This window comes from Herbidospora yilanensis, from assembly GCF_001570565.1.
In the GTDB taxonomy this organism is placed as follows: domain Bacteria; phylum Actinomycetota; class Actinomycetes; order Streptosporangiales; family Streptosporangiaceae; genus Herbidospora; species Herbidospora yilanensis.
In genome coordinates, this window is the sequence record NZ_BBXE01000020.1 from 156,098 (window position 1) to 180,254 (window position 24,157).

Sequence of the window (24,157 nt, forward strand, 5' to 3'; positions counted from 1 at the left end):
CGATGTCATCCGGAACAAATCCCCGTCAACGGATGCGCACGCGCCGTGACGGGCGGTCGTTACTTGAGCAACTTGCGGATCTTCTTCTTGGCGCGGTAGCCGTAGCGGAGCACCTTGGGCGGCACCTCGATGCGCAACCGCGCGCGGCGGCGGGCGGCGGCGTGCTGGGGGCCGTCGAGCAGCGACGACGAGGGCGCCAGCGTGCCCGCGCGGGCGCGCTCCACGAGGGCGAGGGTGCGGACGACCCAGTCGTTGTGGGCGGCCTCGTGGAAGTAGTTGGCCGCGCACCACTCGGGGGTCGGGGTGCGGAAGCCGGCCTTGGCGAGGTCGTCGAGCGTGCCGAGCGAGCCGGAGCCCTCGAACACCAGGTTGATCATCTCGGCGCTGACCCCGAAGTCCGACAGCACCAGCAGCGGCACACCCTGGGCGATGGCCTCCAGCGCCGCCGTCGAGGAGACGGTGACGAACCCGTGGGCGCGGGCCAGGTGCTCGTGCATCGGCCCGGCCTCGAACGACAGCAGGCCCGCCGGGACGCGGCCCTCGGCGGCCATGGTGTTCCAGAGCCGCTCGTAGTGGTGCTTCTCGTTGTGGGTCTGGCGTTCGTCGTCGCGGGCCCGCAGCTTGACGACCACCCGCAGGTCGGGCCGGGCCTCGGCGAGCGCCTTCAGCGCCAGCAGCACGCTCTCGCGGTCGTCGCGCCTCACCGGGACCTTGGCCTGGGTGGCGAACACGACGCGGTCGCGCGTCTCCCCTGCCGAGGGGTGGCCGGTCAGGTCGAGGTAGGGCAGCCGCGCCAGCGCCACCTGCCCGCCGCCGCCGAGCCGCTGGGCGATCTCGCCGAACTCCCGCACCTCGCGGCCGGAGTGGAGGATGAACAGGTCGCAGCCGCTGCGGTAGATCCAGGCCTTCTCGGTCGCCGGAACCGAGATGCCCGGCAGCCCGGTGACGAACACGGGGCGCGGCCTCAGCCCGGCGAGCACCTCGCTGACCAGCGCGTCGACGACCGGGCCAGTGCACGACACCAGGATCACGTCGGGCCGGAACCGCTCGGCGGCCTTGCGCAGCGCCCGCGCGCCCAGCGTCGGCACGTCGTGGAAACGGGTGCCGCTCACGGCGGCGGCGATCTGCGACTCCGAGGGGGCGATGGGGGTGCGCACCACGGCGAGTTCGAGCTTCCAGTCGCCGGGCGCCCCTCCGACCAGCCCCGCGGCCCATTTCAGGTAGGAGTCGGAATCGGCCACGGCGAAAACGCGGATCAAGGAGCGACTCTTTCGTGTGCGAAAAGCTGGAGGTGGGAGCGGAGCGAGGGACCCGCCGAGGCGGTCCACCATTCGTCCGGCACGTCGACCGTCTCCACCGAGACGCCGCGTGCCCGCAGCAGGATACGGAGAGAAGTGACCGCCGTCGACGGCAGGCTCAGCACCCGCTGGCCGGGCCGCAGGTCGCGCAGGGTCATCTCGGCGGGGGCGCCGCTCTCGTAGACCGTGACGCCGTCGATGCGGCGGACCCGGTCGAGGTCTCTGGGGTCTTCGCGGCGGTGCGGGTAGTAGGCGACCGGCTCGTCGAGCCCGGTCAGCCACTTCACGTAGGCCTCGCGGTGGATCAGCCCGTTGCGCACCAGGGAGGTGCCCAGCACGACCGTCTTCTCGGCCGGCGGACGCCTGCCGGGCTGGCTGCGCAACCACGGGAAGTCGTGTCGCACGACGGAGGCGCCGAGGGCGCGGACGGCGTCGGCGACCTCGTCGGGCACCGGCAGCGCGGTGAAGACGGTGAGCCGGCCGCGGCGGGCCAGCCGGCGCAGCCGCACCCCGGCGACGGCCCCCATGGCGGTGCGCGCGGTGCCCGGCACGGCGCGGGCGCGCAGCAGCGGGCGGCGCTCGGCGAGGAGTTCGAGCAGCCGGATGGTGGCCAGCCCGTCGTCGACGAGCAGCAGCCGGCGCACCGGGGAGGTCAGGAGACTGAGCTGGACGCGGCCCGAGAAGGCGTCGCCCACCGCCCACGACCGGCCGGGCTTGGGCATCTTCGCCGACGGCTCGGCGAACCGCAGCCCGTCGGGCAGAGCGAGCCGGGAGATCTCGTTGCGGGTCAGCCGAAGCGCGGGCAGGCCCGAACGCGGCACGACGACGGCGTCGTCGCCGAGCAGACCCGCGTGCTGCGCCTCGATGACGCAGAGAAGCTGAAGCGGGGACTCGACCCACGCGACGGACGAACCGCCATTACTCGCAGAACTCTCCATGGACCCGTTCACGACGGGCTCACGGTAGCCGCCGATCGCAACAGGACAGGGAACGACGGGTGAACAGCCGAATACGTGAACCCCCGGATCTCATGTGAATCACTGTCCACGAGGTCTTAGAACGGTGCAACCGGTTGGGAGAATCCACTACGTATCGTGCACGGTCCGGTGCTAAATGTACGTTTTCGCAGGTGTAACAGCGGCAATGATCTGCCCCATGTTGAAGAGGAGTCTCTCCTGCGGCCTCGCCCTGGCCTTCATCGCGGCGCCGCTGACCATAACGCCCGCGACGGCCACGGTGGCCAAGAAGGCCCCTCCGAACGTCGTCTTCATCCTCGCCGACGACCTCGACACGGCCGACCTCCACCGGTTCCCCAACATCTCCCGGCTGGCGTCGAGCGGGACCACGTTCTCCCACTTCTACGTGACGAACCCGTGGTGCTGCCCGTCGCGGTCGTCGATCCTGCGCGGGCAGTACATCCACAGCCACGGCGTGACCAGCAACCGCTTCCCCACCGGCGGCTTCCCGCGGTTCAAGCCGCTGGAGGAGAGCACGATCGGCACCTGGATGAAGGGCGCAGGCTACCGCACGGCCCTGTTCGGCAAGTACCTGAACCAGTATCCGAGCCCCGAGGTGCCACGCACCTACATCCCGCCGGGCTGGGACGAATGGGCGGTGCCGGTCACCAACCTCTACCGCGAATACGGCTACGCCCTCAACGACGACGGCATCATCGTCGAGCGCGGCGAGCAGCCGGAGGACTACCTGACCGACGTGCTGGCCCAGAAGGCCGCCGGGTTCGTGAGCCGCAGTGACCCGTTCTTCCTCTACCTGACCCCCACCGCGCCGCACCGCCCGGCCAACCACGCGCCGCGCCACGCCGACGCCTTCGAGGGGGTCAGGGCGCCGCGCACCCCCTCCTACAACCAGGAGGACGTGTCGGCCGAGCCGCTCTGGGTGCAGCAGCGCGGGCGCATACCGAAGCGGGTCCGGCGCAACATCGACCAGATGTACCGCGACCGGCTGCGTTCCACGGCGGGCCTCGACGACCTGGTCGGCACGGTCGTCTCGGCGCTGGAGCAGGCCGGCAAGCTCGACGACACCTACATCTTCTTCGGCTCGGACAACGGCTTCCACCTGGGGCAGCACCGGCTGCGTTCGGGCAAGACGACACCCTACGAGGAGGACATCCGGGTCCCGATGATCGTGCGCGGGCCGGGGGTGCCGGCCGGGCGGGTCGACACCTCGCTGGGCTCGACGGTCGACCTGGGCCCGACCTTCGCCGAGCTGGCCGGCGCGCAGGTGCCGGGCTTCGTCGAGGGCCGGTCGCTGGTCCCGCTGCTGCAGGGCCGGCGGGTGCCGTGGCGCGACGCGGTGCTGGTCGAGTTCGACAAGCCCGACTACGCGCCCGGCTGCCCGCCCACCTACCGGGCACTGCGCACCGAGACCCACGCCTACGTCGAGTACGCCACCGGCGAGCGCCAGCTCTACGACATGATCGGCGACCCTCACCAGCTCACGAACCTGGCCGCCACCGCCGACCCGGCGCTGATCGCCGGCCTGTCGGGCCGGCTGGCCGCGCTGCACGCCTGTTCGGGGGCGGGTTGCCGGGTCGCCGATACGATTTTGGGCGAACGCTCAGATTTCCCCCCGTCAGGAGTGCAATGGATCGGACCCCGACCCCAGAACGGGCCGCATGTGATCGGCTGAGCCCCGGCTTCGGCCATCTCATCCGGTCGGCCACCGCGCTGGAACGCCTGATCGACAAGGCGCTGCAGGAGGAGGTCGGGATCACCCACGTGATGTTCGAGGTGCTCATGCGCCTCTACCGCGACCACGGCGCCTGCACCGCGATCAACGCCCTCGACCTGACGCTGACCAGCGGGGGGATGACCCGGCTGCTCGACCGGATGGAGAAGGCGGGGCTGGTCACCCGGGGCCGCCACGAGGGCGACCGGCGGGTGACCCTGATCCGGCCCACCGCCCAGGCCTCGGAGATCTTCCTGCGGGCGGTCGACGTGCACGTACGCGTCGTCGACCGCCACTTCGAGGCCCCGCTGTCCGCCGCCGAGCGGGAGACGCTGCGGCGGGCGCTGGCCCGGCTGGAGGAAGTCCTCACGGAATAAATTCAGTTGCGCGGGAAGATATTGCCCGAGCAGAAGGTTGTGGGACCACATGAGTGCCATCACAACCGAGCGCGCCCTCGACGCCGCCGGCCAGGACCTGCTGTTCCGCGACGCCCGGACGGCCAACACCTTCACCGACGAGCCCGTCTCCGACGAGACCGCGCACGCGATCTACGACCTGGTCAAGTGGGGCCCGACCGCCATGAACACCCAGCCGCTGCGCATCGTCTACGTCCGCTCCCCCGAAGCGCGGGCCAGACTGGTCGAGCACATGGCGCCGGGGAACAAGGCGAAGACCGCCGCCGCCCCGCTGGTCGCCGTCCTGGCCGCCGACGTCGACTTCCACGAGCACCTGCCGCGGACGTTCCCGCACTTCCCGGGGGCGAAGGACGCGTTCTCCGACCGTGACCAGCGGGTGGAGTCGGCACGGTTCAACGGCGCTCTGCAGGTGGGCTACTTCATCGTCGGCGTGCGCGCCCACGGCCTGGCCGCCGGGCCGATGGCCGGGTTCGACAAGGCCGCCCTGGAGAAGGAGTTCTTCCCGGAGGGCCGGCACGAGGTACTCGCCGTGGTCAACATCGGCCGGCCCGGCCCGGACGCCTGGTACGCCCGCAACCCCCGTCTCGACCTCCATGAGGCCGTCACCACCGTCTGACCACGCCCGACCCCAAGTGGCCCCTCTCCCAGTGGAGATGGGCCACTTTGTTCTCTATGAACTGGGAGCGCTCCCAACTGCGGGTATGTACTTTTTGTCGATTCATGTCCATTTCTACGCCTCTAACCGTTACCGGAGTAACAGTTAGGTTTCGGCATATTGACGGGTGCGTTGCCCATAGTGGACTCTTCGTGGGAGCGCTCCCAACCTGCTGAGCAGTTCGGGGATCGGCCGGGAGCCACCTTCTGTCACAAATTCGGGAACCACCTGAGAGGGGTCCGGAATGATGAACAACACGCGCCGCGGTGTGCTCGCGGCCGTGGCCGCAGGGGCGCTGGCCTTCACGGCCGCTGCCTGCGGCGGCGATGAGGCACCCGCAGCGGCACCCAGCGCGGGCGGCTCCGCGGCCCCTGCCGAGAAGATCGAGCTCACGCTGAACACCTTCGGCGGCGGCGAGAACTTCGCCTACGACGACGCCGTGGCCCAGTGGAACGCCGCGAACCCGAACGTCCAGGTCAAGTACGTCAACCTGACCGACCGGTTCGAGGACACCTACCTGCCCCAGGTCCTCCAGTGGCTGGAGGCCGGCAGCGGCGCGGGCGACATCATCGGCATGGACGAGGGCGCGATGGGCCTCATGGCCGCCCGCCCGCAGTACTTCGCCGACCTCGGCCAGTACGGCCTCGACAGCCGTAAGGCCGACTTCCCCGCCTACAAGTGGGACACCGGCGTCAACACCGAGGGCAAGCTGTTCGCCCTCGGCACCGACATCGGCGGCATGGCCATGTGCTACCGCACCGACCTGTTCGAGAAGGCCGGCCTGCCGACCAACCGCGACGAGGTCTCCAAGCTCTGGCCGACGTGGAACGACTACCTCGAGGTCGGCAAGAAGTTCAAGGCGAAGGTGCCGGACGCGGGCTTCGTCGACGGCGCCAACACCGTCTACGAGTCGGTGCTGGCCCAGGAGGCCGGCAAGAACGGCGGCCAGATCTACTTCGACAAGGGCCAGCAGCTCATCGTCGACAAGAACCCGGGCGTCAAGGCCGCCTTCGACTACGTGCAGCAGCTCAGCACGGCCGGTCTGACCGCCAAGCTGCGCTCCTGGAGCGAAGAGTGGAACACGGCCATGCAGAAGGGTGGCTTCGCCACCATGGGCTGCCCGTCGTGGATGCTCGGCGTGATCTCCGGCACCTCCGGTGAGGGCAACGCCAAGAAGTGGGACGTCGCGGCGGTGCCCGGCGGCTCCGGCAACTGGGGCGGCTCGTGGCTGATGGTGCCCTCGCAGAGCAAGCACCCGAAGGAGGCCGCCGAGGTCCTCAACTTCCTGACCGGGAAGGAGGGCCAGGTCGCGGCGTTCAAGGAGGGCGGCAACTTCCCGAGCTCGATTCCGGCCCAGCAGGACCCCGCGGTGGCCGAGGCCAAGAACGCCTACTTCAACGACGCGCCGAGCGGCCCGATCTTCGCCGCCTCGGTGGCGCAGCTCTCGCCGGTGTTCTTCGGTGAGAAGCACGCCCAGGTGAAGGCCGCCGTCGGAGAGGTCCTCGTGGGCGCCGACCAGGGCTCGGTCAAGTGGGACGAGGCCTGGACCCGATTCGTGGAGGAGGGCGTGAAGGCCGCGGGCTGACCCCCCGGCCGTGCCCGACCGGCCCCTGCACCGAGGGGCCGGTCACTCACTTGAGCGGCCGGATCCCCCCGGCCGCTCCTTCCACGAAAGGTTGACGATGAGCCTCAGCGTCGACGCGGGCTCCCGGACCCGCACGGTGCCACCCGGGCCCCGGCGGCACGCGCGGCCGCCGGGCGGCCGGAGATTCTGGTCCTGGCTGGACCTGCGGGCCACTCCCTATTTCTTCGTCTCGCCCTACTTCATCCTGTTCGCGATCTTCGGCATCTTCCCGCTGATCTTCACCGCCTGGGTCTCGCTGCACGACTGGCAGCTCGCCGGCGACAAGACGTTCATCGGCCTGGAGAACTACACCGAGCTGCTCGCGGACGACAAGTTCTGGAACTCGGTGCTCAACACCGTCGGCATCTTCGTGATCGCGACGGTGCCGCAGCTGCTGCTCGCGCTGCTGCTGGCCAACGCACTGAACAAGAAGCTGCGCGGCCGGCTGGTGCTGCGGCTGAGCGTGCTCGCGCCGCTGATCACCTCGGTGGTGGCGGTCGCGGTCGTCTTCACCCAGCTGTACGGCCGTGACTACGGCATCGTCAACTGGGTGCTGGGCTGGTTCGGGGTCGACCCGATCCACTGGCAGAACCAGAAGTGGTCGTCGTGGATCGCCATCGCGACCATGGTCGACTGGCGCTGGACCGGCTACAACGCGATCATCTACCTGGCCGCGATGCAGACGATCCCCAAGGACCTCTACGAGGCCGCCGCGATCGACGGCGCCTCCCCCCGCCGCCAGTTCTGGGGCATCACGGTCCCGCTGCTCAAGCCCACGATCATCTTCACCGTCATCGTCTCGACGATCGGCGGTTTCACCCTGTTCGCCGAACCGGTGATGTTCGGCGCCGGCCTGATGACCGGCGGCACGACGGGCCAGTTCCAGACGGTGGCCATGTTCATCGTCAAGGAGGGCTTCCGGGACTTCCAGTACGGCTACGCCGCGGCCGCGGCCTGGATCCTGTTCCTGCTCATCATGATCACCGCGTTGATCAACTTCGCCATCGTCCGCGGCATCGGGAGATCACGATGACGACGATCACACATCGGGCGCCCCGGGCCCCGCGCCCGACCGAGGCCGGCACCTCGCGGCTCGACCCGTTCCGCGCGTCCGTCCTGACCAAGGCGAGCCTCGGCCTGGCCATCTTCCTGTCGATCTTCCCGATCTACTGGATGATCGTCATCGCGACCCGCACCAACGAGGACGCGCACAGCATGCCGCCGCCGCTGATCCCGGCCGGCAACCTGGGCGACAACATCAGGGCCGTCTTCGAGGCCGAGAACGCCCACTTCATGACGGGCATCGTCAACTCGATCATCATCGCCTGCACGGTGACGATCGGCATCGTGATCATCTCGACCCTGGCCGGGTTCGCGTTCGCCTCGCTCACCTTCAGGGGCCGCAACCTGCTGCTGCTGTCGGTCGTGCTGACCATGATGGTGCCGCTCCAGCAGATGGGCATCGTCCCGCTCTACCAGATGATGGTCACCCTGGGCTGGACGAACACCCTCAAGGCGGTCATCCTGCCGTTCCTCGTGAACGGTTTCGGGGTGTTCCTCATGACGCAGTACACGCGCCAGGCCGTACCGAGGGAACTGGTCGAGGCCGCGCGGGTCGACGGCGCGAGCACCCTGCGCATCTGGTGGAACGTCGCGGTGCCGGCGGTCCGGCCCGGCATGGCGGTGCTGGCGATCCAGACGTTCATGCTGATCTGGAACGAGTTCCTCTGGCCTCTCATCGTGCTCACGCCGGACAATCCGACTGTGCAAGTCGCGCTGAGGGCTCTGAACGACCGTTACTCGACCAACTACGTGCTCATCTTCGCGGGCACGACGGTCTCGATCATTCCTCTTCTGCTGGTATTCGTCTTTTTCGGCCGCCAGATCATCGGCGGACTCATGGAAGGTGCGGTCAAGGAGTGACCCAGAACACAGAGACCCAGATCGACACCCCTGGTCTGGTCTTCCCCACCGGCTTCGTCTGGGGCAGCGCGACGTCGGCCTACCAGATCGAAGGCGCCCTCACGGCCGACGGCCGCGGCCGTTCCATCTGGGACACCTTCGTGGCGCAACCCGGGCGGGTCGTCGAGGGCGACGACGCCTCGGTGGCGATCGACCACTACAACCGCTACCGCGACGACGTGCGGCTGATGGCCGACCTGGGGCTGACCGCCTACCGGTTCTCGGTCTCCTGGACCCGCATCCAGCCCGACGGCAAGGGCGAGGTCAACACCAAGGGCCTCGACTTCTACAAGCGGCTGGTCGACGAGCTGCTCTCCTACGGCATCTCGCCGTGGGTGACGCTCTACCACTGGGACCTGCCGCAGGCCCTGGAAGACGACGGAGGGTGGCCGTCGCGCGACCTGTCGAAGCGCTTCGCGGACTTCGCCGCCGTCGTCCACGGCGCCCTCGGCGACCGGGTGGCCAACTGGGCCACGGTCAACGAGCCGTGGTGCGCGGCGTTCCTCGGCTACTCCTCGGGCGAGCACGCCCCCGGCCGCCGGGTCCCGGCGGAGTCGATCAAGGCGGCCCACCACCTGAACCTGGCCCACGGCCTGGCCGTCCAGGCGATGCGGGCCCAGCGCGCCGACACCCGGATCGGCGGCTGCGTCAACCTGTACGCGATCAGCCCGCAGACCGACAGCGAGGCCGACCGCGACGCCGCCCGCCGCATCGACGGCGTGCAGAACCGCTTCTTCCTCGACGCCATCATGCGCGGCCGCTACCCGCAGGACGTCCTCGACGACCTGACGCCGCTGATCGCGCCGGAGGAGTACATCAAGGACGGCGACCTGGAGCTGATCGCGGCCCCGCTCGACATGCTGCTGATCAACTACTACAGCCGCTTCACCGTCACCGGCGCCGAGGGCGGCACCAAGTCGGCCTCGGCGGCCCCCACCGACACCGGCTCGGCGTGGCCCGGCAACGAGCACGTCGGCTTCGTCAACGGCGGCCGTCCGGTCACCGGCATGGGCTGGGAGGTCGACGGCGGCGGCCTGTTCGAGGTCCTCACCCGCCTGCGCGACGAGTACCCCGCCATCCCTCTGTACATTTCAGAGAACGGCGCCGCCTACGACGACGTGGTCACCGAAGACGGCGCGATCCACGACGTGGAACGCCAGGCCTACATCGACACCCACCTGAGGGTCTGCCACCAGGCCATCGAGGCGGGCGTGCCGCTGGAGGGCTACTTCGCCTGGTCGCTGATGGACAATTTCGAGTGGGCGTGGGGTTATGGCAAGAGATTCGGCCTGGTGTACGTGGACTACCCAACCCAGACGCGCATCCTGAAAGATAGCGCTCTCTGGTACGCCGAGACCATCCGGCACGGGGGCCTCCGGGGTCCGGCACAATAGCGTGAACGTGGTGAGGGGGCAGGACTGATGAACGGGGACCGCCGCTCGGTCGCGAGGCCGACGCTCGAAGCCGTCGCCGCGCGTGCCGGAGTCGGGCGAGGAACGGTTTCACGGGTCATCAACGGCTCGCCGAAGGTGAGCGAGAAGGCCCGCGACGCCGTCCTGCTCGCGATCGACGAACTCGGATACGTCCCCAACCGGGCGGCCCGCACCCTCGTCACCAACCGGACCGACACCATCGCCCTGGTGGTGTCGGAATCCGAGCAGCGCGTGTTCGACGAGCCCTACTTCGCCGGCCTGATCAGGGGAATCGGGTCGGCGCTGGCCGAGACGGGCCTCCAGCTCATCCTGAGCATGGCCCAGAACCGCAACGAGCACGACCGCCTGGAACATTATCTGACCGGGCAGCACGTCGACGGCGTCCTGCTGACCTCGGTCCACGGCGCCGACCCCCTGCCGGGACGTCTCGAAGAGCTGGGTGTGCCCACCGTCCTCGGTGGCCGCCCCGTGGGGCTCAACCCCTACAGCTACGTCGACATGGACAACCGGGCGGGGGCCCGGCAGGCGGTCAAATACCTTCTCGGCAAGGGCCGCACCCGCATCGCGACCATCGCCGGTCCCCAGGACATGGGCGTGGGCGTCGACCGACTGGCCGGCTACCGCGACGCCCTCCTCGCGACCGGCCTGACCGAACGCGTCGCCTACGGAGACTTCTCCGAAGAGAGCGGCTCGACCGCGATGCGCGAACTGCTCGACCGCCACCCCGACCTCGACGCCGTGTTCGCGGCCTCCGACCCGATGGCGGTCGGCGCGCTGCGGGTGCTGCGCGAGCGGGGGTGCGCGGTGCCGCAGGACGTCGCGCTGATCGGCTTCGAAGACTCGAAGGTGGCCCTGCACACCGAGCCGCCGCTGACCAGCGTCCACCAGCCGACCGAGGCGATGGGCCGGCAGATGGTGCAGCTCCTGGTCGCCCGCATCAACGGCGAGCCGCTGGAGCAGCCGGTCGTCATCCTCGACACCCACCTGGTGATCAGGGCGTCGACCTGATCAGCCGGTGGTGAAGAAGGCCGGGTAGCCGGCGCAGCTCGCACCCTCCAGCCGCAGGGCCGAGGAGATCTTGTCGTTGAACTTGAACTGCTGCGCGCTGAGGTTCGGCACGGTCTCGCCGGGCCTGATGCAGTAACGGCGGTCCTGGTAGTTCTTGTCGTCGAAGACGACCCAGGCCCTCCAGTCGTTGTTGATCAGCGAACTGGTCTTGTCGTTGAACGTGGGGAACTCCGGCTTGGAGACCTGCCGGTAGACCCAGAACTGGCCGAGCTCGTTCCATTCGAGCGTCTGCACCGGGACCTTCGCGCCCTCGTAGCCCGCGTCGTCGAACAGATAGAGCGTCCGGAAGTCGAGCGTGACGGCCTGGGCGGGGCTCGCGGCGCCCAGGACGCCCAGCGCCACGACGGCCGCGCCGAGAAGCCGCTTGCTGATGATGGACATGATTCCTCCTTGAGACGGTGTCTGCGGAGGAGTCTGCCGATCACGCCTTGGAGGCCGCTTGTGCTTCCTTCAAGCGGCGGGCCCAAGCGGCCGGCCCGGCTCTCCCGACCGGACCGGCCGCTCGACTGGGAGGTCAGCTCATCGCGACCAGGACCCGGCGGGAGCCGGTGAAGGGCCGGCGGCCGTGGCCGACCAGGACGTTGTCGATCAGCAGCACGTCGCCCGTCCGCCAGTCCACGTCGACGGCGTGCTCCAGGCCCCGGTCGCGCACCTGGATCACGTGGCCGGGCGGGATCGGCGTGCCGTCGGCGTACTGGACGGACTGCGGTAGGTCCTCCGGCGGCATGATCTCGGCGAGCATCATCGCGGTCTCGTCGCCCAGGGACGCCGGGTGCCACTGGTCGGACTGGTTGAACCAGACCTCCGCCCCCGTCACCGGGTGGCGGGTCGTCGCCGGGCGGACCTGGGTCACCCGCAGCCCGCCGTCGGACCGCCACGTCCACTCGGCGGCGGAGGCGTCGAGGAAGGCCTCGACCGCCTTCTTGTCCGAGGTCTCGAACGTCTCCTGCCAGCTCTTGCCGAGACCCATCCCCCCGTGCAGGTTCTGGGTGTAGCGCACGCCCTTGGCGAACGCCTCCCGGACCGGCGGATCGAGGGACTCCAGCCACGTCACGCCGTCGACGACCGGGGTCGCGCCGCCCGACTCGGCGGCCTTGGCGCAGAAGAACATCAGCCGCGACGGCCACGACGCGGCGTAGGACAACTCGTTGTGCATGGAGATCGTGTACTCGGCCGGGTACTCCGTCGAGGTGTACACGTTCTGGCCGACCTTGGTGCGCGGGGAGTTGCCGTGGACGTAGGCCAGCCGGTTCGGCAGCAGCAGGTCCATCGGCGCGTCCAGGGCGGCCTCGGTCACGCCGAAGCCGCGGAAGACCAGGGCCTTCTTCTCGACCAGCAGGTCGTCGACGGGGGTGTCGCGGAGGAACTCGGCCAGGGGCCGGCCGTCGCCGGGTAACTCATGGGGTTGCCAGCTCATCGGGATCCTTTTCGGAGGTGGCGTCGGAGCGCTTCGCGCTGGGATTCCGTGAGGACGGGACGAGCCGGGCGCGGCGGGCCGAGGAGCGAGGCGACGAGGGCCGCCGCTCTCGTGACGCCCGCCGACGGATCGAGGTCCTCGGGTGCTGCCGGCCGCTCCCCCGATGCGAGCAGATCGCGCAGCGTTTCCCCCGCCTCGGGCCATTTCCCGGGCGGAAGCCATCGTGCCAGCCCGAGTTTGGCGAGCCGGGCGGCGTTGTCGGGACGGTCGGCGCCGTCGGCGAGCACCAATTGCGGGGTGCCGGCCATCAGCGCGCGGGTGAGGGTGCCGATGCCGCCGTGGTGCACGACCGCCCTGACTTCCGGCACGACCTGGTCGAACGGCAACCGTCCGAACCAGCGCACCCCTTCGGGCAATGGCGTGGGCAACAATTCGGGATAGGGCGTGACGACCACGGCCGGAAATCCCTCGACCGCTTTCAGGGCGGAGGCGTAGAAGGCCTCGTTCAGCATGCGGCCGGTGCCGCCCGAGACGAGGACCGGTCGATCGGCGACGACGTCCGGAGAGAACGTTTCCCGGGAGGCGGCGTCGGGCACCGCGAAACCGGCGAGTTCGAATCGGGCCGGGGATTTCGTGCCCGCCTGGTCGAACCAGCGGGGCCACAATCCGATGTCCATGGTCGCGCCGGCGAACCAGCCGTGCCAATCGGTTATCGGCGGCAGGCCCAGGTCGTCCCGGACGGACTGGAAGCCCCCGGCGAGTTCGGTCGCGTACATGTGGGCGGCCAGGCGCGCGCCCATGACCTGGATCGGGGAGACCGCGACCCAGGCGACGGGGCAGCCGAGCAGTTCGGCGGCGAACCGGACCGACAGGGCCGAGGTGTGCCGGCCGACCAGGACGGTCCGGCCCGGCTCGTGCCGTTCGGCGATGGCCTTGACCTCGAAGGCGAGCTGCTCGAACAGGCCGTTGCGCTCGTAGAAGGCGAGCCAGCCGAGGCCGCCGCGGGTGTCCATGAGCTGGGCGGTGTCGGCCTGGTGGCGGGCGAACTGCTCGGCGGTGTCGATCGCGGTGAAGTCGAGGCCGGCCGCCGCCGCGCGGTAGGGCGCGTGCGTGATCAGGGTCACCTCGTGACCCTGGCGGCGGAGCTCGGACCCGAGCCGGACGAAGGGCATCACGTCGCCGTCGGTGCCATGGGTGACGGCGATTATCCTCGGCACGCCACCCGCCCGGCGCCCGGAATTTCGGCTGACAGTGAGCTGCGCATGAAAGTTTCTGTTCCCTTGCATCGGTGGCGGCCGGTGGGTGATACTCCGACTGAGAAAGCGCTCTCTTGTTCCCGGATGCCCGTCCTGGAATGCCACCAAAGAAGCAGTAGCGACATGTTCCTGTCAACGGTGATCCCGCATAATGGAACGGCCGCTTCCAGTGCTCCGGGAATGCGGGACAGCCTCGGGGTCGTGACTTTTTTTAAGTTCTATACTATGCTGCTGCCGGATGTCTGACCTGCATGCCGGCAGAACGAAGGAGGGCTACTCGCTTACTCATGGGTAATTCGCGGGTAAGCCGGCATTCCCCAGTGGGGCGCGGCGCGCACTTGCGCGCGGCGAATAGGTTCGATTAATCTCTTGTGGGGGTGCGGTGGGAGCGCTCCCATAACGGTTAATTGGGTTCCGCAAGTTTCTGCAACTCAGCGCAACATTAGGATGGCGCTTATCGCGCCGGCCTTTTTCGGGTTGCCTTGGACCGTTCAAAGAAAGGCCACTCCGTGGCAGTGACGTCCACATCCACACCCGAGTCCGTGCCCCGTGGCTCCCTCGGCGGGCTCTCCCCCGCGCGCCGGGCGGCACTCGCCCGCCTGCTCACCGCGCGCCCCAAATCCCCCATCCCCGTCGTGCCGCGCGACCAGGGCCCCCTCGCCTGCTCCTTCGAGCAGCGGCAGATGTGGCTCGGCGCGCAACTCGACGGCGCGGCCCCGGCGCCCAACGCCACCCTGGGGCTCCGGCTCGACGGCCCCCTCGACGTCCCGGCGCTGACCGCCGCCCTCGACGCCCTGATCGCCCGACACGAGAGCCTGCGTACCGTTTACGCGACTCCCGGCGACCAGGCCGCGAGCGACGGCGAACCGCTCCAGACGGTGCTCGATCCGTTCCCCATGCCGCTGGAGTTCCACGGCGCCCCCGACCTCGCCGCGGAGATCACCGCCGAGGCGGTGACCAGGCGGTTCGACCTGCGGACCGGGCCGGTCGTGGCGGCGACGCTCATCCGGCTGGCCGAGCGGTCGCACGCCCTGCTGGTCGTGTGCCACCACATCGCCGCCGACGGCTGGTCGATGGGGATCCTGGCCGACGAACTGGCCACCCTCTACCGCGAGGCGGTGGACGGTGAACCGTCCCCGCTGCCGGCGTTGCCGGTCCAGTACGCCGACTACGCCGCCTGGTCCCGTGCCGAGCTGACCCCCGAGACGCTCGGCCGCCGCACCGCCTACTGGCGGGCCACGCTCGACGGCGCGCCCGCGGTCGACCTGCCGGTGCGGCGGGAGCGGCCGGTTCCCGGCGGGCGGCGTACCAGCACGAACTGGAGCCTGCTCGCCCCGGGCACCCTGGCCGCGCTGCAAGCGGCCGGAGGGCCGGGCACGACGCCGTTCACCGCCCTGCTGGCGGTGTTCTCGATGTTGCTGGCCCGCTACACCGGCGCCGAGGGGGTCACCCTGGCGACCACGAACGGCGGGCGCCGGCGGCGCGAGCTCGAAGGCGTCGTCGGCTGCTTCGTGAACGCGGTGCCGATCCACGGCGACCTGTCCGGCGATCCGTCCTTCCCCGAGGTCGCGGCCCGGATCAGGGCGGCCGTCGGCGGCGCGCTGAGCAACCCGCTGCCGCTGTCGGTGCTGGCCGACGCCGTCGACCTGAAGCTGCCGGTCAGCTTCTCGTTACGCGGCTTCCGCGACCAGCGCGGCGACTGGCCCGGCCTGACCGCCTCGATCTGGGACCACGAGGTCGACCACCAGGGCTACGAGTTGTCGCTGCTCGTCCACCTCGACGGCGACGTCACGGGGCTCGACTTCACCTACCGGCGCGACCTGCTCGACGACGACGTCGTCGACCGCATGGTGGGCCACTACCACCACCTCGCCGCCCAGATCGCGGCGAACCCGGCGGCCACGCTGGCCGAGCTCGACCTGGTGACCCCGGAGGAGCGGGAGACGATCTTCGGGACGTGGAACGACTCGGCGCGGCCGTACCCGGAGAGAGCGCTCCCTTTGTTGCTGGCCGAGCACCGGGACTCGACCGCGACGGCGGTCCGGTTCGGCGGCCGGGACACCTCCCACGCCGAGCTGCACGCCCGCGCCAACCAGATCGCCCGGCGGCTGCTCGCCGAGGGGGTCACGCCGGAGAGCACGGTCGGGGTGCTGCTCGACCGCTCCCCCGATCTGATCGCGTCGCTGCTGGGCGTGTGGCTGGCCGGGGCGGCGTACGTGCCGATGGACCCGGCGTTCCCGCCGCAGCGCATCGCCGACATGCTGGAGACGGCGGGCACGACGCTGGTGCTGACCGAGCGCGGGTACGTCTCCCGGTTCGACGGCCCCACGGTCGTCGAGGTCGCCTCGATCGACGGCGACACCACCCCCGTCGACGTCGAGCCCGACCTCGACCGGCTGGCCTATCTCATCTTCACCTCGGGCTCGACCGGGAAGCCGAAGGGCGTCCAGGTCACCCACCGGGGGCTGGTCAACCACGTGTGGTGGGCCGTCGAGGAGCTCGCCTCCCGGGGCGAGGGCGGCGCGCCGCTGCTCGGGTCGGTCGCCTTCGACCTGGTCGTGCCCAACCTGTGGGCGCCGCTCGTGACCGGCCAGGCCGTGACGGTCCTCGACCAGGACTTCGACATGGGCGAGCTCGGCGAGCTGCTCAGCGGCCGGGACTTCAGCTTCGTCAAGCTCACCCCCGGACACCTGGAGGTGCTGGGCCATCAGCTCGACGACGCCCGCGCCGCCGCGCTGGCCGGGGTGATCGTCGTGGCCGGGGAGGCCCTCCCCGGTTCGCTCGCCGACCGCTGGCTCGAGATCCTCGGCCCCGGACGGCTGATCAACGAGTACGGCCCCACCGAGGCCACCGTCGGCACGTGCGTCTACCCGGTCACCCACCGGCAGCACCACGAGGTCGTCCCCATCGGGGCGCCACTGCCCAACATGCGCATGTTCGTTCTCGACCCGCACCGCCGCCTGCTTCCCGCCGGCGTCCCGGGCGAACTGTACGTCGGTGGCGTCGGCGTCACCCGCGGCTACGTGAACCGACCGGACCTGACCGCCGAACGGTTCGTGGAGTTCGAGGGTGAACGCGTCTACCGGACGGGCGACCGGGTCCTCTGGCTGCCCGACGGCAACGTGGCGTTCCTCGGCCGGTTCGACGACCAGGTGAAGATCCGCGGGTACCGCATCGAGCTGGACGAGGTCAGGGCCGCGCTCCTCGACCATCCGGGGGTGCGGGACGCGGTGGCGGCGGTGCACGAGGAACGGCTGGTGGCCTACTACGTGCCGGTCGCCGGTCCGGTGCGGGGCCTGGACGAGCACTGCGCGCTCCGGCTCCCGGAGTACATGGTCCCGGTGGTGTTCACCGAGCTCGACCGCATGCCGCTCAACGCGAACGGCAAGGTCGACCGCAGGGCGCTGCCCGCCCCCCAGGTCACCGCCTCCGCGGGGAGGGAGCCGGGCACCGAGACGGAACTCCTCATCGCGGGCGTCTGGAAAGAGGTCCTCAACGTCGAGACCATCGGCGTCGACGACGACTTCATGGCGCTGGGCGGCCACTCGCTGCTGCTCATCCGCATGATCGCCAAACTCCGCCAGACGATGCCGGACAAGCCGGTCAGCGTGGTCGACGCCCTGGCCAACCGGACCGTAGCGGCCCTCGCCGCGCTGGTCGACGGGCCGGAAGAGGAGGAGAAGGGCCTGCTGGTCCGGCTCACCAAGCCGATCGCCGCCCCGGCCATGACCCTGGTCTGCGTGCCCTACGGCGGCGGCAGCGCGGTCGTCTACCAGGCGCTCGCCGACGCGCTGCCGAAGGGCGTCGCGCTCCAGGCCGTCGCCCTCCCCGGGCACGAACTCGGCGTCGACGAGGAGATCCTGCCCTTCGACGAGGCCGCCGGGAGGATCTGCGCGGAGATCCTGGCCAAGGTCAAGGGCCCGCTGGTGCTGTACGGCCACTGCGTCGGCAGCGCCCTCACGACCGAGATCGCCCGCCGCGTCGAGGCGGCCGGCCGGGAGATCGACGCCGTCTACATCGCCGGCAGCTTCCCGTTCGCCGTCCCGACCAAGGGCCTGAGCGGCCTGCTGAACAAGCACTACTTCAACAACCGCCGGCTGCGGAACAACAACTCCGAGGCCAACTGGCTGCGCGCCATCGGCGCCGACCTCGACGGCCTGGGCGCCGAGGAGGTCGAGCGCATCGTCACGACCATGCGCTCCGACGCCAAGGCGGGCGAGGCCTACTTCACCCGGCTGATCGACGAGGGCGCGACCCCGCTGACCGCCCCGGTCGTCTCGATCGTCGGCAGCCGCGACCCGATCACCGACTTCTACGAGGAGCGCTACCGCGACTGGCACGTCACCGCCAGGACGACGGCGCTCGTGGTGATCGACGAGGCCGGCCACTACTTCCTCCGCTACCGGGCCGCGGAACTGGCGAGGATCATCACCGCCGTCCACACCGACCTCGACGGCCCCCACGCCGCCGAGACGTGGCGCAAGGAGGCGGTCTCCCGCGAGGCGCCGCCCGTCGAGGCCACGCTGGGCCGGTTCCTGCGGGTCGCCGCCGGCCAGACCGTGTCGATGGTCGGCACGGCCATGACCGAGTTCGCCGTCCCGATCTGGGCCTACCTGAAGACCGGCTCGCTGCTGCAGTTCAGCCTGTTCGCCATCATCGCGCTGGTGCCGGGCCTGGTGCTCTCGCCGCTCGTCGGCGCGCTGGTCGACCGGAGCGACCGGCGCAGGGCGATGCTCGTCGGCGACGGCGCCTGCCTCGGGCTGCAGGCGCTCATGCTGGGGCTGCTGCTCACCGACACCCTCCCGATGCCCGCGCTGTACGGAATCCTCGTCCTGCTCAGCGTGGCGCTCACGGTGCAACGCCTGGCCTGGGCGTCGGCCGTGCCGCAACTGGCTCCCAAGCACTATCTCGGCCACGCCGGCGGCGTGCTCCAGCTCGGCAACGCGATCGGCCGGCTGATGGTCCCGCTGTTCGCGGTCGGGGTGCTGGCCGCGATCGGCCTGAACGGGATCCTGATCGCCAACGTCGTCTGCTACCTGTTCGCCGTCGCCGTCACCCTGTTCACGCCGTTCCCCAGGGCCATGGCCTGGACCCGGCGGGAGACGGTCGGGGCGGAGATCCGCAACGGCTTCCGCTACCTGTGGCGGCGGCCGGGCCTGCGGGCGATGGCGATCACCATGTTCGTCGTCAACTTCTTCCTGTTCACCGCGTTCACGATGATCTCGCCGCTGGTGCTCTCGATGGGCGACCTGGGCGACACCGGGACCGTGGCCGTGGTCGCCGCCGCCGGGGCGGTGGCGGGCGGGTTCGTGATCTCGATCTGGGGCGGCCCGCGCCGCCGCCGGATGTTCGGCATGCTCTCGGCCGTGGCCGTCGTGGCGCTCTTCGCCTTCTCGATGGGCCTGCGGCCGTGGTTGCCGCTGGTCGCGCTGGGGGCGGCCGGGATGGCGCTGTTCATGACGATCAGCGACGGCATCTGGATCACGATCATCCACTCGAAGGTGCCGCAGCGCTACCACGCCCGCGTGATCGCCATCAACCAGATGCTGGCCATGTCGACGCAGCCGATCGGCCTGGCCGTGCAGGCCTGGCTGGCCGGGCTGGTGTTCGTCCCGCTGCTGCGCGAGGACGGCGCGCTGGCCTCGACGGTCGGCGCCGTGATCGGCGTCGGCGAGGGGCGCGGCATCGGCCTGCTCTACCTGATCTGCGGCCTCGCCATGGCCGTCACGATCGTGATCGCACTGAGGCACCGGGCGCTCCGGAACTTCGACCGGGACACCCCGGACGCCGAACCCGACGATTTGGTCGGTCTCGCAGAACTGAAGGGAACCTCCGCATGACCCCCACCGAATCCGCCGTCGCCGAGATCTGGACCGAGCTGCTCGGCCAGGCCCCGCCGTCGGTCGACGACGACTTCTTCGAACTCGGCGGCCAGTCGCTGACGATGGTCCAGTTCCTGGCCCGGGTGGAGGAGCAGTTCGGCGTCGAGTTACCCATCGACGTGTTGTTCTCGTCCGGGTTCACCGTCGCGGAGGCGTCCAAGGCGATCGACCAGGGCCGGATCGCGGCCGTGGACGACGACGAGCTGGCCGCCCTGCTGAAGCAGCTCGACGGCATGTCGGACGACGAGATCAACGAACTGCTCTCCGACAACGCATGAGAGTCCTGCTCGCCCAGAACATGTTCCACCTCCCCAGCCACGGCGGGGCGAACAAGTCCAACCGGATCATGATGGAGCAGCTCGCGGCGCGCGGGCACGAGTGCCACGTCGTGGCGCCGATGAGCGGGGAGCTTCGTTCGACGTCCGCCGACGACCACGTGGCCTATCTCAGGGGTCTCGGCGCGGAGGTGACGTCGGCCGGTTCCGACGTGCTGGTCTACGACCACAACGGGGTGCGGGCCCACGTGGCGACCCGCGCCTCCCTGCTCGCGAAGCTGATCGGCGAGGTGGCCGCCGAGGTCTCCCCCGACTGGACCCTGGTCCCGTCGGACGACCCCGGGCTGATCGTGCTCGGGGCCGCGCTGCGGGCGGCCCCGGAGCGGGTCGTCTACCTGGCGCACACGCTGCAGCAGTTGCCGTTCGGGCCCGGGGCGTTCTATCCGAGCGCGGCCGGGACCCGGATGGTGAAGCTGGCGGCGTCGGTCGTGGCGGTGAGCCAGGCGGCGGAGACGTACCTCCAGAAGTGGGGCGACATCTCGTCCACACTGATTTATCCGCATATTTACGGAGATCCGGCAGAACTGGCCGGCGGAGACCTGATCACGATGATCAACCCGTGCGGCTACAAGGGCCTGAGCGTGCTCCTCGGCCTCGCCGACGCGCGGCCCCGCCTGCGGTTCCTGGCCGTGCCGACCTGGGGCACCACCGCCGACGACCTCGACGAGCTGAAGCGCCGGCCCAACATCGAGATCGGCCAGCCCTCCGACGACATCGACGACATCCTGTCGCGGGCGAAGGTCCTGCTCATGCCCTCGCTCTGGGACGAGACCTTCGGGTACGCCTGTGTCGAGGCCATGGCCCGGGGCGTCCCGGTGATCGCCAGCGCCGTCGGCGGCCTGTCGGAGGCCAAGCTCGGCGTGCCCTACTCGGTCCCGGTGCGCGGCATCGAACGTTACGAGTCGGTCGGCCGGGCCCGGCCCGTCCCGGTCGTCCCGGAGCAGGACCTCGGCCCCTGGCTGAACGCCCTCGACCCCGTGACGGGCGACGAGGCGCTGCATCGCCACCTGGCCCGCCGGTCGAGGAAGGCCGCGCTCGACTTCATCGGGTCGCTCGACGCCGGCGCCCTGGAAGCCCACCTGACCACCCTGCGGCCCAACCGCCGCCTCGCCGCGCTGGCCGCGCTCGCGGCGGCCCGTGCCAAGGAGTCCCAGTCATGATCGGAGCGGTGCGGGAACGCACCCTGACGCCCGTCTCGGAAGCCGACCTGTCGCGGATGTTGCGGATCCGGCACTTCGAGAAGGCCCTGCTGCGCCTGTTCGAGCAGGGCCGCCTCAACGGCACCACGCACACCTGCCTCGGCCAGGAGCACGTGCCCGTCGCGGTCAGCGCCCTGCTGCGGCCCGAGGACCACGTGTTCAGCAACCACCGGGGGCACGGCCACTTCCTGGCCCGCTACGACGAGCCGCACGCCCTGCTCGCCGAGATCACCGGCCGCGAGGGCGCGCTCTGCAACGGAGTGGGCGGCAGCCAGCACATCTACCACGAGCGGTTCCTGTCGACCGGCGTCCAGGGCGAGTCGCTCCCGGTCGCGGTCGGGGTCGCGCTGAGGCACCGGCGGACCGGCGACGGGATCGTGTGCGCGTACATCGGCGACGGCACCTGGGGCGAGGGGTCGGTGTACGAGGCCCTGAACATGGCCCAGCTCTGGGGCGCCCCGCTGCTGGTCGTCGTCGAGCACAACCGGATCGCCCAGTCGACGCCGACGGCCCGCCAGATGGCCGGGTCGATCGCGGGCCGCTGCGCCGGGTTCGGCGTCCGGCACGAACGGGTCGAGTCGGTCGACGTCAACGTGGTGCGCGGCGCGCTGGCGCCGCTGGTCGACCACGTGCGGCGGGAGAAGCGCCCGGCCGTGTTCGAGGTGTCGGTGCACCGGGCCGGGCCGCACAGCAAGGGCGACGACACCCGCACCGCCGCCGAACTGGCCGAGGCCGCCGCCGGCGACTGGTACCCGCACTACACCCGCGACTTCCCCGCGCAGGTCGCGGCGCTGGAGGAGATCGAGCGCGCGTTCATCGACGCCGCGGTGGAGAACGTGCTGGCCCGGCCCCTGTCGGAGTGGTCATGAGAGTCGCCGAACACCTGAACCGGTCGCTGCACTCGCTGATGGAGAACGATCCGTCGGTCCACCTGCTGGGCGAGGACGTCTCGGACCCGTACGGCGGCGCGTTCAAGATCACCAAGGGCCTGTCGGACCGCTTCGGCCCGCGCGTGATGTCCACTCCCCTGTCCGAGGGGGGCATCGTCGGCGTCGGCGCCGGGCTGGCCCTGGCCGGCGACCGGGCCATCGTGGAGATCATGTTCGGCGACTTCGCCACGCTGGCCTTCGACCAGCTCGTGAACTTCGCGGCCAAGTCGACGACCATGTACGGCCGTCCGGTGGACGTGCCGCTGATCGTGCGCCTCCCCACCGGCGGCCGGCGGGGCTACGGGCCGACGCACAGCCAGAGCCTGCAGAAGCACTTCATCGGCGTGCCGGGCCTGTCGGTGTACGAGATGAGCCCCTTCCACGACGCCGGGCGGCTGTTCGCCGAGATCTTCGCGGGTGGTAGGCCGGCCGTGTTCTTCGAGGACAAGGTCCTCTACACCAAGCCGATGCTGAGCGACGGCGACGGCCTGCACACCTTCGAGGTGCGCGACGGCTGGGCGGTGATCCGGGCGGAGCGGGACACCGAGGACGTGCTGCTGGCCCCGGGCGGCCTCACCGACCGCGCCCTGACGGCCCTGCGCGACCTGCTGCTGGAGGACGAGATCGCCTGCACGCTGCTGGTCCCCGCCCGCCTCCACCCGCTCGACGTGACCCCGGTCGCCGACGTGCTCGCGGCGGCCAAACGGGTGCACGTCGCGGAGGACGGCACCGCCGGGGGGACCTGGGGCGCCGAGGTGGCCCGGCTGCTGCACGAACGGCTGTGGGGCCGGCTGACCGCGCCGATCACGCACATCTCGGCGCCCGACTCGATCATCCCGACGGCCGCGCACCTTGAGGCCCGGTGCACCGTTCAGCCCGCCGACATCCGAAGAGCCATAAACAAATGACCGAATTCCGCATTCCGAAGCTGAACAACAACGACGACAGCTACATCCTCGTGGAATGGCTCGCGGCCGACGGCCAGGAGGTGAAACAGGGCGACCCGCTCGTGGTCATCGAAACGTCGAAGACGGCGGAGGAACTGGAAAGTCCGGCCGACGGGACATTGGCCATCCGGGTCCATTCCGGCGACTGCGCCCCGGGCGAATTGATCGCCGCCATCGGGGCGGCGGTCGAGGTCGCGGAACCGGTCGTCCCCGAGGTGCCGCCGCTGGAGTCCGGGGAGATCGACATCGTGATCACCCGCCCGGCGCAGGTGCTGATCGAGCGCCACGGCGTCTCGCTCGACCGGGTGCGGGCGCTCGGCAAGAAGGTGATCAGGGCCGAGGACGTGGAGTCGCTGGCCGACCCGCGCGAGGTCGTCGTGCTGCCGAAGGCGCAGCGTCAGGCCGCCGACGTGGTGGTGCTGTCGCACCAGACCATCCCGGCGGCGTTCACGGTGGTCAAGGCCGACGTGACCGACACCGCCAAGCTGACCCGGGACCTGTCCAAGCACGCCCGGACCCTGATCGGGCTGTCGGAACTGCTGGTCAAGGCGGTGGCCGACCAGCGGGCGGAGTTCCCGCACCTGTTCTCCACCTGGCTCGGCGACGGCCGGATCCGGCTCGCGGAGGGGTCGCACGTCGGCGTCACCATCGACGTCGGCAAGGGCCTGTTCGTGCCGGTCGTCCGCGACGCGGACGTGCGTCCGCTCGACGCGGTGGCCCGGGAGCTCATGGACTACCGGATGACCGCGCTGCGCGGCAGCTTCCGGGAACGCGATCTGGAGGGGGCCAACATCGTGGTCACCCTGCACGGCGAGGCGGGCGTGGAGTCCGCGATCCCCATCGTCCATCCCGGCCACGTGGCGGCGCTGTCGCTCGCCTCGACGCAGCAGGAGGTCCAGCAGGGCGATGAAGGTTTCATGGTCCGCCAGACCGTGCGGATCGGGCTGGCCTTCGACCACCGCGTCGTGAACGGCCGGGACGCCGCGCTCTTCCTCGGAGCGGTCAAGCGGTTGCTGGAGGAACCGCGCAGATGGTTGGAATAACGCGT

The 24,157-nt window shown here is 70.2% G+C and carries 19 protein-coding genes; 14 read left to right on the forward strand and 5 right to left on the reverse strand.

The genetic code is table 11. The annotated features are described in order from the left end of the window. Positions 1-59: 59 nt before the first annotated feature. Both AW273_RS14680 and AW273_RS14685 read right to left on the reverse strand, forming a co-directional pair. Positions 60-1,259 (reverse strand): DUF6716 putative glycosyltransferase, encoded by a 1,200-nt coding sequence (locus AW273_RS14680; RefSeq protein ID WP_232327417.1) that lies wholly within the window; start codon positions 1,257-1,259, stop codon positions 60-62. After that, positions 1,256-2,236 carry a hypothetical protein gene (locus AW273_RS14685; RefSeq protein WP_062348861.1) on the reverse strand — a complete coding sequence of 327 codons (981 nt, stop codon included), beginning with the start codon at positions 2,234-2,236 and terminating at the stop codon, positions 1,256-1,258. The genes AW273_RS14680 and AW273_RS14685 overlap by 4 nt, the downstream gene beginning before the upstream one ends. A gap of 217 nt (positions 2,237-2,453) precedes the next feature. Here AW273_RS14685 and AW273_RS14690 point away from each other — a divergent pair, with 217 nt between their 5' ends. From AW273_RS14690 to AW273_RS14725, 8 genes are all read left to right on the forward strand, one after another. After that, a complete protein-coding gene (locus tag AW273_RS14690; protein WP_062348862.1) occupies positions 2,454-3,947 on the forward strand; it encodes a sulfatase family protein in 1,494 nt (497 codons plus the stop codon). Next, positions 3,902-4,363 (forward strand): MarR family winged helix-turn-helix transcriptional regulator, encoded by a 462-nt coding sequence (locus AW273_RS14695; RefSeq protein ID WP_062348863.1) that lies wholly within the window; start codon positions 3,902-3,904, stop codon positions 4,361-4,363. Before AW273_RS14690 ends, AW273_RS14695 begins: the two co-directional genes overlap by 46 nt. A 58-nt stretch (positions 4,364-4,421) precedes the next feature. Continuing rightward, complete coding sequence (locus AW273_RS14700) at positions 4,422-5,018, forward strand: malonic semialdehyde reductase (RefSeq protein WP_439648632.1); 597 nt, start codon at positions 4,422-4,424, stop codon at positions 5,016-5,018. Between the two features lie 283 nt (positions 5,019-5,301). Continuing rightward, positions 5,302-6,642 (forward strand): ABC transporter substrate-binding protein, encoded by a 1,341-nt coding sequence (locus tag AW273_RS14705; RefSeq protein ID WP_062348865.1) that lies wholly within the window; start codon positions 5,302-5,304, stop codon positions 6,640-6,642. 97 nt (positions 6,643-6,739) lie between these two features. Further along, positions 6,740-7,714, forward strand: a complete 975-nt coding sequence (locus tag AW273_RS14710; RefSeq protein ID WP_062348866.1) for a carbohydrate ABC transporter permease — start codon at positions 6,740-6,742, stop codon at positions 7,712-7,714. Beyond that, positions 7,711-8,604, forward strand: coding sequence for a carbohydrate ABC transporter permease (locus tag AW273_RS14715; RefSeq protein WP_062348867.1), 894 nt, complete (start codon positions 7,711-7,713; stop codon positions 8,602-8,604). The genes AW273_RS14710 and AW273_RS14715 overlap by 4 nt, the downstream gene beginning before the upstream one ends. Further along, positions 8,601-10,037, forward strand: a complete 1,437-nt coding sequence (locus AW273_RS14720) for a GH1 family beta-glucosidase (protein WP_062348868.1) — start codon at positions 8,601-8,603, stop codon at positions 10,035-10,037. The genes AW273_RS14715 and AW273_RS14720 overlap by 4 nt, the downstream gene beginning before the upstream one ends. A 27-nt stretch (positions 10,038-10,064) precedes the next feature. Then, positions 10,065-11,084: a LacI family DNA-binding transcriptional regulator gene (locus AW273_RS14725; RefSeq protein ID WP_062348869.1), complete on the forward strand. Its 1,020-nt coding sequence runs from the start codon at positions 10,065-10,067 to the stop codon at positions 11,082-11,084. Here the strand turns inward: AW273_RS14725 and AW273_RS14730 are convergent, their stop codons facing one another. The 3 genes from AW273_RS14730 to AW273_RS14740 all read right to left on the reverse strand — a co-directional run bounded on the left by AW273_RS14730 (position 11,085) and on the right by AW273_RS14740 (position 13,778). Next, a complete protein-coding gene (locus AW273_RS14730) occupies positions 11,085-11,525 on the reverse strand; it encodes a beta/gamma crystallin family protein (protein ID WP_062348870.1) in 441 nt (146 codons plus the stop codon). Positions 11,526-11,658: 133 nt separating this feature from the next. Further along, positions 11,659-12,561, reverse strand: coding sequence for a TauD/TfdA family dioxygenase (locus tag AW273_RS14735; RefSeq protein ID WP_062348871.1), 903 nt, complete (start codon positions 12,559-12,561; stop codon positions 11,659-11,661). Continuing rightward, a complete protein-coding gene (locus AW273_RS14740) occupies positions 12,558-13,778 on the reverse strand; it encodes a glycosyltransferase (RefSeq protein WP_062348872.1) in 1,221 nt (406 codons plus the stop codon). The genes AW273_RS14735 and AW273_RS14740 overlap by 4 nt, the downstream gene beginning before the upstream one ends. Positions 13,779-14,359: 581 nt before the next feature. Here AW273_RS14740 and AW273_RS14745 point away from each other — a divergent pair. The 6 genes from AW273_RS14745 to AW273_RS14770 are packed head-to-tail and all read left to right on the forward strand — an operon-like array spanning position 14,360 to position 24,152. Then, positions 14,360-19,657 (forward strand): non-ribosomal peptide synthetase/MFS transporter, encoded by a 5,298-nt coding sequence (locus AW273_RS14745; protein ID WP_062348873.1) that lies wholly within the window; start codon positions 14,360-14,362, stop codon positions 19,655-19,657. Then, positions 19,654-19,977, forward strand: coding sequence for a phosphopantetheine-binding protein (locus AW273_RS14750; RefSeq protein ID WP_062348874.1), 324 nt, complete (start codon positions 19,654-19,656; stop codon positions 19,975-19,977). The genes AW273_RS14745 and AW273_RS14750 overlap by 4 nt, the downstream gene beginning before the upstream one ends. Further along, positions 19,974-21,194, forward strand: coding sequence for a glycosyltransferase (locus tag AW273_RS14755; protein WP_062348875.1), 1,221 nt, complete (start codon positions 19,974-19,976; stop codon positions 21,192-21,194). The genes AW273_RS14750 and AW273_RS14755 overlap by 4 nt, the downstream gene beginning before the upstream one ends. Beyond that, positions 21,191-22,102 carry a thiamine pyrophosphate-dependent dehydrogenase E1 component subunit alpha gene (locus tag AW273_RS14760; protein ID WP_062348876.1) on the forward strand — a complete coding sequence of 304 codons (912 nt, stop codon included), beginning with the start codon at positions 21,191-21,193 and terminating at the stop codon, positions 22,100-22,102. Before AW273_RS14755 ends, AW273_RS14760 begins: the two co-directional genes overlap by 4 nt. Further along, complete coding sequence (locus tag AW273_RS14765) at positions 22,099-23,070, forward strand: alpha-ketoacid dehydrogenase subunit beta (RefSeq protein WP_062348964.1); 972 nt, start codon at positions 22,099-22,101, stop codon at positions 23,068-23,070. Before AW273_RS14760 ends, AW273_RS14765 begins: the two co-directional genes overlap by 4 nt. Further along, positions 23,067-24,152: a 2-oxo acid dehydrogenase subunit E2 gene (locus AW273_RS14770; RefSeq protein WP_062348877.1), complete on the forward strand. Its 1,086-nt coding sequence runs from the start codon at positions 23,067-23,069 to the stop codon at positions 24,150-24,152. Before AW273_RS14765 ends, AW273_RS14770 begins: the two co-directional genes overlap by 4 nt. Positions 24,153-24,157 lie beyond the last annotated feature (5 nt).

Coding starts and splice junctions, on each gene's coding strand:
- AW273_RS14685 (WP_062348861.1), bottom strand. CDS start 2,236: ATGGAGAGTTCTGCGAGTAATGGCGGTTCGTCCGTCGCGTGGGTCGAG.
- AW273_RS14690 (WP_062348862.1), top strand. CDS start 2,454: ATGTTGAAGAGGAGTCTCTCCTGCGGCCTCGCCCTGGCCTTCATCGCG.
- AW273_RS14695 (WP_062348863.1), top strand. CDS start 3,902: ATGGATCGGACCCCGACCCCAGAACGGGCCGCATGTGATCGGCTGAGC.
- AW273_RS14705 (WP_062348865.1), top strand. CDS start 5,302: ATGATGAACAACACGCGCCGCGGTGTGCTCGCGGCCGTGGCCGCAGGG.
- AW273_RS14710 (WP_062348866.1), top strand. CDS start 6,740: ATGAGCCTCAGCGTCGACGCGGGCTCCCGGACCCGCACGGTGCCACCC.
- AW273_RS14715 (WP_062348867.1), top strand. CDS start 7,711: ATGACGACGATCACACATCGGGCGCCCCGGGCCCCGCGCCCGACCGAG.
- AW273_RS14725 (WP_062348869.1), top strand. CDS start 10,065: ATGAACGGGGACCGCCGCTCGGTCGCGAGGCCGACGCTCGAAGCCGTC.
- AW273_RS14730 (WP_062348870.1), bottom strand. CDS start 11,525: ATGTCCATCATCAGCAAGCGGCTTCTCGGCGCGGCCGTCGTGGCGCTG.
- AW273_RS14735 (WP_062348871.1), bottom strand. CDS start 12,561: ATGAGCTGGCAACCCCATGAGTTACCCGGCGACGGCCGGCCCCTGGCC.
- AW273_RS14750 (WP_062348874.1), top strand. CDS start 19,654: ATGACCCCCACCGAATCCGCCGTCGCCGAGATCTGGACCGAGCTGCTC.
- AW273_RS14755 (WP_062348875.1), top strand. CDS start 19,974: ATGAGAGTCCTGCTCGCCCAGAACATGTTCCACCTCCCCAGCCACGGC.
- AW273_RS14760 (WP_062348876.1), top strand. CDS start 21,191: ATGATCGGAGCGGTGCGGGAACGCACCCTGACGCCCGTCTCGGAAGCC.
- AW273_RS14765 (WP_062348964.1), top strand. CDS start 22,099: ATGAGAGTCGCCGAACACCTGAACCGGTCGCTGCACTCGCTGATGGAG.
- AW273_RS14770 (WP_062348877.1), top strand. CDS start 23,067: ATGACCGAATTCCGCATTCCGAAGCTGAACAACAACGACGACAGCTAC.